Genomic DNA, 12,651 nt, shown 5'->3' on the forward strand with positions numbered 1-12,651 from the left:
AGTCGAAGGGTAAAATCTAAATATTAAAATGAAACATACAAAAGTTAAAGACTTATTAAATAGCTCGAAAGCGAATTATGAAGTAAATGCAAAAGGTTGGGTTAGAACTTTTAGAAACAATCAATTTATAGCGTTGAACGATGGTTCGACAATTAATAATATTCAATGTGTTGTAGATTTTGAAAACACACCTGAAGAAACTTTAAAAAGAATTACAACTGGTGCTGCAGTTTCAGTAATTGGCGAATTAGTAGAAAGCAAAGGTGCTGGTCAGAAATATGAAATTCAAGTTTCTAAATTAGAAATTTTAGGTGATTCAGATGCTGAGAAATTTCCAATGCAACCAAAGAAACATTCTTTAGAATTTCTTCGTGAAAACGCACATTTAAGAGTTAGAACTAATGCTTTTGGAGCCATCATGAGAGTTCGCTCTGTTTTGGCTCATGCGGTTCATACTTATTTTCAAGAAAAAGGATTTGTGTATGTAAACACGCCAATCATCACAGGTTCAGATGCTGAAGGTGCTGGAGAAATGTTTAAAGTTACCGCTTTACCATTTGACAACACACCAAGAACAGAAGACGGAAAAGTAAATTACAAAGAAGATTTCTTCGGAAAAGAGACTAATCTAACGGTTTCTGGACAATTAGAAGGAGAAACTTTTGCTATGGCATTGGGTCAAATTTATACATTCGGACCAACATTTAGAGCTGAAAACTCTAACACTTCTCGTCACTTAGCAGAATTTTGGATGATTGAACCAGAAGTAGCTTTCAATGATTTGAACGACAATATGGATTTGGCAGAAGATTTTATCCAATACGTAATTAAATATACGATGGAGAAATGCCAAGACGATTTGAAGTTTTTAGAAGGTCGTTTGTTGGAAGAAGAAAAGTCAAAACCACAAGCGGAACGTAGCGAAATGGCTTTGTTAGAAAAACTAAATTTCGTTTTAGAAAACAATTTCAAACGTGTTTCTTACACTGAAGCTATTGATATTTTAAGAGATTCTACTCCGAATAAAAAGAAAAAATTCAATTATATCATCAACGAATGGGGTGCAGATTTACAAAGTGAGCACGAAAGATATTTGGTTGAAAAACACTTCAAATGTCCAGTAATTTTGTTTGATTATCCAGCTAATATCAAAGCATTTTACATGCGTTTGAACGAAGATGGAAAAACGGTTCGTGCGATGGATATTTTGTTCCCAGGAATTGGAGAAATCGTTGGTGGTTCGCAAAGAGAAGAACGCTACGATGTTTTAGTTGAAAAAATGAAAGCGTTAGGAATTGACGAAGAAGAACTTTGGTGGTATTTAGATACAAGAAGATTCGGTTCTGCAGTTCACTCAGGTTTCGGATTAGGATTTGAAAGGTTGGTATTGTTTGTTACAGGAATGTCTAATATTAGAGACGTAATTCCTTTTCCAAGAACGCCACAAAACGCAGAGTTTTAAAAAAGTTTAATGTTGTTTAAAATTGTTTAAAGTTGTTTAATCGCAACGAATTTAAACTCTTAAACCTTAAACCTTTAAACCATAATAAAAATGTTAAAGCAAAACTTACAATTCAAATTATCTCAAAAATTATCTCCTCAACAAATTCAGTTGATGAAGTTGATTCAATTGCCTACGTTGGCATTTGAGCAACGATTATTGGAGGAAATGAATGAGAATCCGGCATTAGAATCGGGTAAAGATGAAGAAGAAGTTTATGAAAAGGATGAACTTGACAACAATGACGAATATGATGATTATGAAGGAAGCGACAACATTGAAGCTGATGACATAAACATCGATGAATATTTGAGTGACGACGAAACACCAGACTACAAACTTCAATCAAATAATTATAGTGACGACGACGATGATCGTGAAAGTCCATTTGCTGCACCTGTAAGTTTTCATCAAGATTTAATTAATCAATTGAATACTTTTATACTTTCAGACGAGCAAAGAGATATTGCCGAATTCCTTGTTGGAAGTATTGACGATGATGGTTATTTAAGACGTGATATTCAAGATATAGTTGACGATATGGCTTTTACTCAAGGTATTTATACTGATGAGAAAATGGTTGAAAAAATGTTGCACATCATTCACGAATTAGAACCTGCAGGCGTTGGTGCACGTGACTTACAAGAATGTTTGTTATTGCAATTGAAACACAAAACTCCAACAGAATATGTTGATTTAGCCATTGATATCATCGGAAATCAATTTGATGCTTTCACCAAAAAACATTACGATAAATTATTACAGAAATACGGAATTTCTCAAGATCATTTGAAAAAAACAATTCATGAAATTGAAAAATTAAACCCAAAACCAGGAGGTTCTTTTACAGGAAATAATAAAGTTACCGAAAATATTGTTCCCGATTTTGCTATCAGAATTAACGATGGTGAATTAGAATTAACTTTAAATGGACGAAATGCTCCATCATTGCACGTTTCTAAAGACTATCAAGAAATGATGCAAACCTATAAAGATTCTAGAGACAAATCGAATTCTCAAAAAGATGCCGTTCAGTTTATTAAGCAAAAATTGGATTCGGCTAAATGGTTTATTGACGCTATAAAACAACGTCAGGAAACACTATTTGTTACCATGAATGCCATCATGCATTTTCAACAAGAATATTTCCTTGATGGAGAAGAAACTTCAATGAAACCAATGATTTTGAAGGATATTGCTGATATGGTTGGTTTAGATATTTCAACTGTTTCTCGTGTGGCAAACAGCAAATATGTTGACACGCCTTATGGTACAAAATTGATAAAAGAATTCTTCTCTGAAGCCATGAAAAACGATCAAGGCGAAGATGTTTCTACTTTAGAAATCAAAAAAATTCTTCAAAATACTATTGAAGAAGAAGACAAAAGCAAACCGCTACCAGACGATCAATTGGCAGAAATTTTAAAAGAAAAAGGGTATCCAATTGCACGAAGAACTATTGCAAAATATCGTGAGCAATTAGATATTCCTGTGGCTCGAATGAGAAAGAAGATTTAATTCAAAAAATCTTATATTTGTTTATCAAATAACTCATTTTGAAAAAAATACTTCCTTTTTTTTCGTACCTCTTCCATCCTATTTTCATTCCGATATTGGGAACGGTTTTTTATATACTTTTTGGAGGTAATTATTACATAACAGAACAATATTATTTGCTGATGCTTCAAGTAATTATAATTACATTTTTCCTTCCACTGTCTTTCTTTTATTTACTTAGAACTTTTGGAAAAGTAGACACCATAATGCTCTCTGACTTGTCGCAAAGAAAAATTCCGTTGTTAATGCAAATGATTTTAACTGCAGTTTTAATTCAGAAAAGTGTTACCATAGAACGATTTCCTGAATTGTATTTTTTCTTTCTTGGAGGAATTGGTAGCACCTTTATTGCCTTCGCATTAATTTTTGTCAAAATCAAAGCAAGTATTCACATGATTGCAATGAGTGCTCTTAGTTTTTTTGTAATTGGATTGAGCATGCATAATGAGTTAAACATCATTTATACCATTGCATCATTGTTTTTAATAACAGGAATTGTTGCTTCATCGAGATTAGTAATGAAAGCTCATACAATAGAAGAATTAATTATAGGATATGCAGCAGGAATGCTTCCGCAGGTTCTTTTGTGGATACTATGGCTATAAAATATAAAATTGTAACCCAAGGTTAAAAGTGGTCATTTTTATATCTTCTCCATTAATTTTTGCCGATTTATATATAGGACTTAATCCGTAATAAGCATAAAAATTCCAAGTATTCCAACCAGCTGCCATATAACATCCATATTGGAATTTATTCAAATCAGTATTAGACTTGTAAACTTTTGTTTGAACATCATTCACAAATTTATATCTATCACCAATTAAATAACTCAATTTGAAACCAGTATAAATTCTCCAAAATCTATGAGAATCTGGAGTTGAAGAACGCCATCTAAATTCAATTGGCAAATCTAAATAATGTAGAGAAGTTTTATTCTTGTCATAATAAATATCAGCCGACAATATTTCATAAGTGTTTTCAGTTTTACCAGTAACTTCTAATCTATTTTGATATAAATTATCGTTATAAATATTTAAAGAATAACCCAATCCAGCTGCGATTGCAATAGTTCTGTTTTTATTAATTGGCATGTCTCTCAAAAAACCAAGACAAAAACCTGAAGAAAATTTATTTTGATTAATTCCTTTTAAATTATTCAAATTATTGTAAGTGAAATTCAAATAAAATTGATCTTCTCTGTATAAAGAATCTAACACCTTTTTTTCCACAACTTCTTCTTGCGCAAAAGCACTAAAAAAGAAAATTAAAGTTATTATGGAAAAATAAAATCGCATAAACTGAGAATTATTTTGATTAGGATATAGAATTTGAAAACTTCTTTTAATTAATTTTTAGCAACTAAAATGGGATTCGAACTCCTGCTTTAATTAATTTTTTCTAAAAATTTAAAAACATCTTAGCAACTAAAATGGGATTCGAACTCCTGCTTTAATTAATTTTTTCTAAAAATTTAAAAACATCTTAGCAACAAAATGGGATTCGAACTCCTGTTTTAATTAATTTTTTCTAAAAATTTAAAAACATCTTAGCAACAAAATGGGATTCGAACTCCTGTTTTAATTAATTTTTTCTAAAAATTTAAAAAAACATCTTAGCAACTAAAATGGAATTCGAACTCTTCTTTAATTAATTTTTTCTAAAAATTTAAAAACTTCTTAGCAGAGAGGATGGGATTCGAACCCACGATACAGTTACCCATATACAAACTTTCCAGGCTTGCTCCTTCAACCACTCGGACACCTCTCTAATTGTTATGCAAAGAACAATAAAAATTAGCAATAATCAAAGCGAAAGGTTAATCCATTTCACCGCGTAATGACGTTTCAAAAATGGTTTTAAAAACATTTGAAGCTACTTTTTGACCTAACAAATACATTAGTTTTGTAATTGCTGCTTCCGTTGTAATATCTTTTCCAGAAATTAATCCGATTTTTTTTAATTGTGTGCTTGTTTCATATTGTCCCATGCTTACACTTCCTCCTGAACATTGGGTTACATTGATGATATACAAACCATTTTTGATGGCTTTTTTCAAAATTTGAATAAACCATTCTTCCGTAGGAGCATTTCCAGAACCATAGGTTTCCAAAATAATTCCTTTCAAATTTGGAATTGAAACAATAGCAGAAAACACCGATTCACTTATGCCAGGAAACATTTTTACAACTACAACATTATCATCTAATTCTTTGTGAACGAGAAGTTTTTTGGTGTTTTTTGGTAATAAAGAAGCATTATTTACATTCAAATGAACTCCTGATTCTGCCAAAGCAGGATAATTCGGAGAAGTAAACGCGTTAAAATGTTCTGCATTTATTTTAGTCGTTCGGTTACCGCGATATAATTTGTACTCAAAATACAAACATACTTCTTGAACGACCGGTTTTCCTTTTTGTTGTAGTGATGCAATTTGAATTGCAGTGATTAAATTTTCTTTGGCATCCGTTCTTAAATCTCCTATTGGCAATTGTGAACCTGTAAAAACAATAGGTTTAGAAACATTTTCAAGCATAAAACTCAATGCAGAAGCAGAATAAGACATCGTATCGGAACCATGTAACACTACAAAACCATCAAATTGAGCGTAATTGTCTTCGATAACTGAAGCAATTTGAACCCATTTTTCAGGATTCATATTCGAAGAATCTATAGGTTTTTCAAACGAAAAAGTTTCAATTTGACAATCTAATTGTTTCAATTCTGGAATTTTATCCAACAATTGATTAAAATCAAATGCTTTTAAAGCACCTGTTTCAAAGTCTTTCATCATACCAATAGTTCCACCGGTATAAATCAGAAATATTTTTGGTTTAGATTGCATTCTCGTATTTGGATTTATTCACAACAGGATTGGCATACATATTCAAAAAACTTTCTACCATAAAATCATTAGTTACATCAATCTTCATTTCCAATCTTCGCTCAAATAATGATTTTTCGTCTTCCGTATATTTGTCTGAATATTTATTGGTTTTATTCAATAAATCGTAGGCGATATAATTAGTTGGCCACAATTTATAAGATTGCAAAATTGAATCATCAATAACTTGCACCAATGCCTGAATTTGTTTGTTTGCATTATCATTTTCAGCCGAAATCAAATCCAATTCAGTATCCAAAACATCTCCAACGTGAATGTGAATTCGCTTTTTCTGACCAATAATTCCGCTTAATAAATTTACGAAATCTTCATTTTTATCTTTTACATAAACCTCATCGTTAGCTTCTGCCATAAGTTGAGGCATTTTCAAGGCATCCGTTGGATCATATTCATATGATATTGAAACCGGTACAATTTTTAATTTCTTAAAATAATCCATTAAATTGGCACCATCAGAACCCATTCCGAGCATTTTTAAAACTCCTGAATGTGTGGCGTCATTTCCATCTTTAGTTCTTCCTTCGCGTTGTGCTATCCAAACGGAACGGTTTTCTCTTAAAAGCAAATGACCAATATATTCTGACATTAACTTAGAACTTTGCAACAATTCTCTTGGAGACAAACCTCTTTGAACCAAAAAATTACGATTTAATTTTGCCAAAGTATTCATGAAATCTCTTTTCACAAGATTATCACCAATAGCAGAAGCCGTCATCACTAATCCATGATCAAACAAACAAACATTTAACAAAGAAGTGTCTAAAATAATATCACGATGATTAGAAATAAACATATAAGAAGTGTTTTTTTCTAATTTTTCAAATCCAGAAGTAGATAATCCTTCCGATGATTTTTGTAATACTTTTTGAATCGCTTGATAGATAAAATTGCATTGAAAATCTCTAATAGAATGAGTGCGTTTCAGTTGCTCTTTCCATACCTCATCATCGACATCAGGAAATGTAAAATTCATTATCGCTTTCATCATCGGATGATTTAACGAGGCTTTTATAGCATCATTAACCTCGGTTTCATAAAACGGACGAATGGCGTCAAATTTTTGCATTTTAAATTTCATTTTTAAGAAAAACAAAATAACAAAAAATTTATGACTTTTTGATTATATAATGGTTAAATGGATTAAAGTTGACACGAATTTCACGAATTATCACAAATTTAAAATTCAAATAAAATTACACGAATTTAGAAAGCATAATAATTAGTTCTACCTTAGGGGAAATTTTTAAATTAGTGTGAAAAAAATTAAATCCCAAAAATATCCTTGGAATTTTCTGTAGTAATTCGAGCAATCTCTTCAATGGGAAGATTATAAATTTCAGCCAATTTTTGAGCTACCAAAACGGTATAACTGCTTTCATTTCGTTTGCCACGATGTGGATTTGGAGCCAGATAAGGCGAGTCGGTTTCGAGAACAATATGTTTTAAATCGATATCTTTCAAGAACTGATCAATCTTTCCGTTTTTGAAAGTTGCAACGCCACCAATTCCGAGTTTTAATCCTAAAGAAATAGCACGTTCAGCTTGTGTAAAATCGCCAGTAAAACAATGAAAAATTCCGAACAAATCATTGCTTTTTTCACCTTCAAGAACTTCAAAAGTTTCATCAAAAGCATCTCGACAATGAATATTTATTGCTAAACCTTGCTTCTTTGCCAATTGAATTTGCTGTTGAAAAGCAAATTGTTGTTCTTTCAAAAAAGTTTTATCCCAAAATAAATCAACCCCTATTTCACCAACGGCATAGAATTTTCTTTTGGCAAATTCTGCTTCCACATGAGCCAATTCTTCAAGATAATTTTCTTTCACATAACAAGGATGTAATCCCATCATCAGGAAAATATTCTCAGGAAATAAGGCTTCCAAATCATACATTTTCTGAGTATAAGTTGAATCAATCGACGGAATAAAAAATCGAGAAACACCTGCATCAATAGCTCTTTGAATAGTTTCTACTCTATCGTCTTGAAATTGGGAAGAATATAAATGCGTGTGTGTATCGGTAAAAATCATTTTTTGTATTGTAAGTTGAACACTTCGACTCGCTTAGTGTAAAAGTTTCGAGTTGCAAAAGTAAGGAAAGAAAATGTGAAAAAATACTGTAGATTTTACAATTAAAATTAGGGCAATTGTTTTGTTTGACTATTTTTGTTTGAATGTTAACTATGAATACATGAAAGACTTTCAAGATGTACTTAAAAAAGCAAAATACAAAAAAATTGCTTTCAAAGTTTCTAAAACACAGCATTTACTGATAAAGGCAAGTATTAACGGCGTAAAAGGAAACTTTATTCTAGATACTGGTGCAAGTAATAGTTGTGTTGGATTTGAGAGTGTTGAATTATTTCAACTAATAGCAAAAAAATCTAAAACTAGAGCTGCTGGAGCTGGTGCCACTGGAATGTTTACACAAGTTGCAAAAAACAACACCTTACAACTTGGCAGATGGAAAGAAACTGATTTTCATTTGGTGATTTTCGATTTATCGCATGTAAATGAAGCGTTGCAACAATACAAAGCCAAACCTGTTCATGGAATTATTGGCGCCGATATTTTATTACAAGGAAAAGCTATTATAGATTACTACAATCATTGTTTGTATTTGAAGTAATTCTAAATATCATTTAGAAGAACAATTCTTACATATTTTTTAATACATTTGATACTTAATTATTTGATTATGAGAAAATTTTACACTTCAATACTTTTATTTTTTCTATTGACATTGTCTTTAAGTTCTTTTGGGCAAATTAATGCTGTTGATGACATCTCCTTTCCAATTCAAACACCAAGTACAACAATTGCAACAACAGTTGGTAACGTTACTGCAAATGACACATTAAATGGAGTTCTTGTAACGCTAGTCAATACAAATGTAACACCGATTACTACAGGACCATTGAGTATTGATTCAGAAGGCACTTTAACATTAGCGCCAAATACAACATCAGGTACTTACACTATTACTTACGTATTATGTGAAGTAGGAACTAATCCAGCGAATTGTGATACAGCTACTGCTGCAGTTGTAGTTTTTAATCCAATTGAGGCGAATGATGATGTATATCAGGTTTCTAATGCTACAACTACAATAATTGGTAATGTAACTAATAATGATACATTTAATGGTGTTGCGGTAATTTCATCATTGACAGATGTAACACCGATTACAACAGGACCATTAAGTATTGATGTAAATGGAGTTTTAACATTAGTACCAAATACACCTTCAGGCACTTATACTGTTACTTATCAATTATGTGAAGTAGGAGCAATACCAGCAAACTGTGATCTTGCAACAGTCACTGTTATTGTTGCAGGCCCAACATCCATAATCACCGCAGTCGATGATACTCTTGTTTTTAATTCTTTAGGTGGAATTACTCCAAGTGTTTTAAACAATGACACAATTGATGGAGTACCAGTAATACTTATTCCTCCTCCTGGTATACCAACCACTCCAAATACTGTTTTTGCAACTGCTATAAGTGTTCCTGCTGGATTGATATTTAATCCTGATGGAACCATAAGTGTTAGTCCAAATTTACCAAGTGGAACCTATCCTGTAGTTTATCAAATTTGTCAAGTTATAAATCCAACAAATTGTGATACTGCTGTGGCGACTATTATTATTACAAATCAGCTAAATATAGATATGGTAGGCACTTATAATGATTTTAATAATGACGGATTTGTAAATGTTGGTGATGTAATTAACTATCAAATCACACTAACAAATAACGGTACTACCACAATGACTAATCTAACTGCTTGTCAATATTCGATGACTGTAGTTGGCGGAACGCTTGCAAGCTTAAATGCAGGAGCTTCCAATAGTACTTTTTTCACTGGTGTTCATGTCATTACTCAAGCAGAAATAAATGCAGGAAATGTATTTGGAGCCATTTGTATTTGTGCAGGTTCAGGAGAACAAAATTGTTTAGACGGAATCAATACACCTTTGAGTCAATCTAATGGTATAAAACTTCAAGCATTTATTGACAGTAATTCTAACGGAATAAAAGATGCTTCCGAAAATTTCTTTTCTGGAGGAAACTTCAATTATTCAATAAATGGTGGCGCAACAACCAATTTATATTCAAGTACAGGAATAAATTATTTGTATGAAAGTAATCCAACTACTAGCTATAATTTAAGCTATACAACTCCTCATGCTGGATATGTCTGTACAACTACCTATACCAATATAACTGTACCGAATGGTTCTGGAATAACCACTTATAATTTTCCTGTTACTATGGTTCCTTATACTGATGTAGCTGTTAATCTTTACTCAAACTCTGCACCTCCAAGGCCAGGTTTTACTTATAATAATTTAATCTATATAAGAAATAATGGAACTCAAACCATAACTTCAGGCACATTAACGTTTACTAAAAACAATGTGGTGAGTATTGTTTCCATTCCTGCTGGTTCAATTGCAAATCCTAATGGTTTTACTTTAAATTACAGCAATTTATTACCAAACGAAATACGTTCTTATTTAGTAACCATGCAAGTTCCTACAATTCCTACAGTTGCTTTGGGACAACAATTAACTAATACTGCAAGTGTGACAATTCCTACTAATGACATCGCGCCTTCAAATAACACTACAAGTATTACACAAACTATTGTAGGTTCTTATGATCCAAACGATAAGCAAGAAACTCATGGTGGAAGAATTGTACATAGTACATTTACATCAAATGATTATTTAACTTACACTATTCGATTTGAAAATACTGGAACTGCTGAGGCAATAAATGTTAGAGTAAACGATGTTTTAGATAGTAAACTAAATCCAAACACTATTAAGATGATTGCTGCATCGCATCCGTATGTTTTGCAGCGTACTGGAACAGAATTAAACTGGAAATTTGACGGCATAAATTTACCGCCATCAGTTCCAAATACGCAGATTGGACATGGTTATATTACGTTTCAAATAAAACCTACTGCTGGTTATGCTATTGGTGACATCATTCCAAATTTTGCTAGTATTTATTTCGATTTTAATCCACCCATTATCACCAACACTAATTTAACCGAGTTTGTAACGACTTTAGGCAATAATACTTTTGCATTTAATGAACTAAATTATTATCCAAATCCAGTGAAAAATAGTTTATCAATTGCTAACGCTTCATTAATAGAAGAAATCGAAATTACTTCACTACTTGGACAAAGAATTCTAACGAAAAAAATTAATGAATTACAAACAGAACTTAATTTGAGTGAACTTTCAAATGGAGTTTACTTTGTAAAAGTGAGTAGTGAAGGTCATGAAAAAACAATCAAAATAATTAAGGAATAAAATAATAATAAATTCCAAAGTTTTAAATTCCAAAGTTTACAATGGGATTTGGAATTTTTTAATGGTAATTGATAATTATTTATTATTCTTTTTAAAAGAAAAGTAAGCAATAATGGTGCTTAAAAACATCAAAATTCCACCTAATACAAATGGCGCACCAGCAAACTGAAATGGAGCTTCTTTATGAGTAAAATAATAAAAAACGGTACTCATCATTGGTGGTCCAACAATAGCCGAAGCACTCATCAAACTTGACAATGTTCCTTGAATTTCTCCTTGCTCATTAGCTGGTACTTGACTTGAAATAACAGCTTGCATTGCAGGTCCAGCAATTCCTCCAAGACAATAAGGAATTAGAAAGGCAAACATCATCCAACTTTCGGTTGCTGTTGCAAAAAGAAACATCCCAACAGTATAAAGTGCCATTCCTACATAAATACTTTTTTCGTTTCCTAATTTTGGATTTATAACTCGTATTAATCCGCCTTGTACAATTCCGACCAAAAGTCCGATAGCTCCAAGTGAAATTCCTACCATTTTTTCATCCCAATTGAATTTGTACATCGTAAAATAACTCCAATTACTGTGAACAGCATGTGAAGCCGTATAAAGCAAGAAAATAGAAACTACAAGCCCAATTAATTTTGGATATTTTCTCAAATTCATAAAAGCACCAATTGGGTTAGCTCTTTTCAAACTAAATGCTCTTCGGTTGTCTTTTGATAAAGATTCAGGTAAAATAAAATAACCGTAAAGGAAATTCAACAAACATAAAACTGCTGCTGCGTAAAACGGAACTCTCGAACCATATTGTCCTAAAAGTCCACCGATTACTGGTCCGATGATGAATCCTAATCCAAAAGCTGCACCAATCATTCCGAAGTTTTTGGCTCTATTTTCTGGTGTGCTGACATCAGCAATATAGGCAGAAGCTGTTGTGATACTTGCACCTGAAATTCCTGCGATTATTCTTCCAATAAACAGCCAGGTGATAGTTGGCGCAAATGCTAACAGTAAATAATCCATTGAAAAAGCAAAAAGCGACAATAATATTATAGGTCTTCTACCAAATTTATCACTTAAATTACCAATAAATGGTGCAAAAACAAATTGTGTTATGGCATAAGCAAAAGTTAACCAACCACCAATTTTTGCGGCTTCACTAACATCGCCATGAATTAACTCCTTAATTAACTTCGGAATCACCGGAATAATAATTCCCCAACCAGTAATGTCGATAAGCATGGTTATAAAAATAAAACCTATTGCTGCCGATTTTTTGTTTGATGCCATAAAAAGTATTGGTTAGTGAACACAAATAAACGAAAAAATCCCAAACTCTTTTGGAATTTG

Annotated in this window: 10 protein-coding genes and 1 tRNA gene; 5 read left to right on the forward strand and 6 right to left on the reverse strand. The window is 32.0% G+C overall.

Annotated features, from left to right (window positions below; translation table 11 throughout):
- The first annotated feature begins 28 nt into the window (after positions 1–28).
- The 3 genes from asnS (at position 29) to ABD766_RS12595 (ending at position 3,663) form a co-directional block, all read left to right on the forward strand.
- Positions 29–1,462, forward strand: coding sequence for an asparagine--tRNA ligase (gene asnS / locus ABD766_RS12585; RefSeq protein WP_344817012.1), 1,434 nt, complete (start codon positions 29–31; stop codon positions 1,460–1,462).
- Between the two features lie 90 nt (positions 1,463–1,552).
- Positions 1,553–3,019: an RNA polymerase factor sigma-54 gene (rpoN, locus tag ABD766_RS12590; RefSeq protein WP_298304949.1), complete on the forward strand. Its 1,467-nt coding sequence runs from the start codon at positions 1,553–1,555 to the stop codon at positions 3,017–3,019.
- Positions 3,020–3,057: 38 nt separating this feature from the next.
- Positions 3,058–3,663, forward strand: a complete 606-nt coding sequence (locus tag ABD766_RS12595; protein ID WP_344817013.1) for a hypothetical protein — start codon at positions 3,058–3,060, stop codon at positions 3,661–3,663.
- Here the strand turns inward: ABD766_RS12595 and ABD766_RS12600 are convergent.
- The 5 genes from ABD766_RS12600 to ABD766_RS12620 all read right to left on the reverse strand — a co-directional run bounded on the left by ABD766_RS12600 (position 3,658) and on the right by ABD766_RS12620 (position 7,994).
- Entirely contained in the window at positions 3,658–4,356 is a 699-nt protein-coding gene (locus ABD766_RS12600) for a porin family protein (protein WP_344817014.1), read from the reverse strand. The genes ABD766_RS12595 and ABD766_RS12600 overlap by 6 nt on opposite strands.
- 385 nt (positions 4,357–4,741) lie before the next feature.
- Positions 4,742–4,828: transfer RNA gene (locus ABD766_RS12605), tRNA-Ser, on the reverse strand.
- A gap of 49 nt (positions 4,829–4,877) precedes the next feature.
- Complete coding sequence (locus ABD766_RS12610) at positions 4,878–5,903, reverse strand: asparaginase (RefSeq protein WP_344817015.1); 1,026 nt, start codon at positions 5,901–5,903, stop codon at positions 4,878–4,880.
- A complete protein-coding gene (locus ABD766_RS12615) occupies positions 5,893–7,029 on the reverse strand; it encodes a 1-acyl-sn-glycerol-3-phosphate acyltransferase (protein ID WP_344817052.1) in 1,137 nt (378 codons plus the stop codon). Before ABD766_RS12615 ends, ABD766_RS12610 begins: the two co-directional genes overlap by 11 nt.
- Positions 7,030–7,226: 197 nt before the next feature.
- Positions 7,227–7,994, reverse strand: a complete 768-nt coding sequence (locus tag ABD766_RS12620; protein ID WP_344817016.1) for a TatD family hydrolase — start codon at positions 7,992–7,994, stop codon at positions 7,227–7,229.
- A 160-nt stretch (positions 7,995–8,154) separates the two neighbouring features.
- Between ABD766_RS12620 and ABD766_RS12625 the strand changes: the two genes are divergently transcribed.
- Together ABD766_RS12625 and ABD766_RS12630 are read left to right on the forward strand one after the other, a co-directional pair.
- The gene (locus ABD766_RS12625; protein WP_344817017.1) at positions 8,155–8,592 is read left to right on the forward strand and encodes a retropepsin-like aspartic protease; all 438 of its coding nucleotides are present in this window, start codon (positions 8,155–8,157) and stop codon (positions 8,590–8,592) included.
- A 69-nt stretch (positions 8,593–8,661) separates the two neighbouring features.
- Positions 8,662–11,298, forward strand: a complete 2,637-nt coding sequence (locus tag ABD766_RS12630; RefSeq protein ID WP_344817018.1) for a T9SS type A sorting domain-containing protein — start codon at positions 8,662–8,664, stop codon at positions 11,296–11,298.
- A gap of 75 nt (positions 11,299–11,373) precedes the next feature.
- Here ABD766_RS12630 and ABD766_RS12635 read toward each other — a convergent pair whose 3' ends face one another.
- The gene (locus ABD766_RS12635) at positions 11,374–12,591 is read right to left on the reverse strand and encodes a TCR/Tet family MFS transporter (RefSeq protein WP_344817019.1); all 1,218 of its coding nucleotides are present in this window, start codon (positions 12,589–12,591) and stop codon (positions 11,374–11,376) included.
- Between the last annotated feature and the right edge of the window lie 60 nt (positions 12,592–12,651).

It is taken from the genome of Flavobacterium cheonanense, from assembly GCF_039539185.1.
Classification (GTDB): Bacteria; Bacteroidota; Bacteroidia; order Flavobacteriales; family Flavobacteriaceae; genus Flavobacterium; species Flavobacterium cheonanense.

Coding starts and splice junctions, on each gene's coding strand:
- asnS (WP_344817012.1), top strand. CDS start 29: ATGAAACATACAAAAGTTAAAGACTTATTAAATAGCTCGAAAGCGAAT.
- rpoN (WP_298304949.1), top strand. CDS start 1,553: ATGTTAAAGCAAAACTTACAATTCAAATTATCTCAAAAATTATCTCCT.
- ABD766_RS12600 (WP_344817014.1), bottom strand. CDS start 4,356: ATGCGATTTTATTTTTCCATAATAACTTTAATTTTCTTTTTTAGTGCT.
- ABD766_RS12610 (WP_344817015.1), bottom strand. CDS start 5,903: ATGCAATCTAAACCAAAAATATTTCTGATTTATACCGGTGGAACTATT.
- ABD766_RS12615 (WP_344817052.1), bottom strand. CDS start 7,029: ATGCAAAAATTTGACGCCATTCGTCCGTTTTATGAAACCGAGGTTAAT.
- ABD766_RS12620 (WP_344817016.1), bottom strand. CDS start 7,994: ATGATTTTTACCGATACACACACGCATTTATATTCTTCCCAATTTCAA.
- ABD766_RS12625 (WP_344817017.1), top strand. CDS start 8,155: ATGAAAGACTTTCAAGATGTACTTAAAAAAGCAAAATACAAAAAAATT.
- ABD766_RS12630 (WP_344817018.1), top strand. CDS start 8,662: ATGAGAAAATTTTACACTTCAATACTTTTATTTTTTCTATTGACATTG.
- ABD766_RS12635 (WP_344817019.1), bottom strand. CDS start 12,591: ATGGCATCAAACAAAAAATCGGCAGCAATAGGTTTTATTTTTATAACC.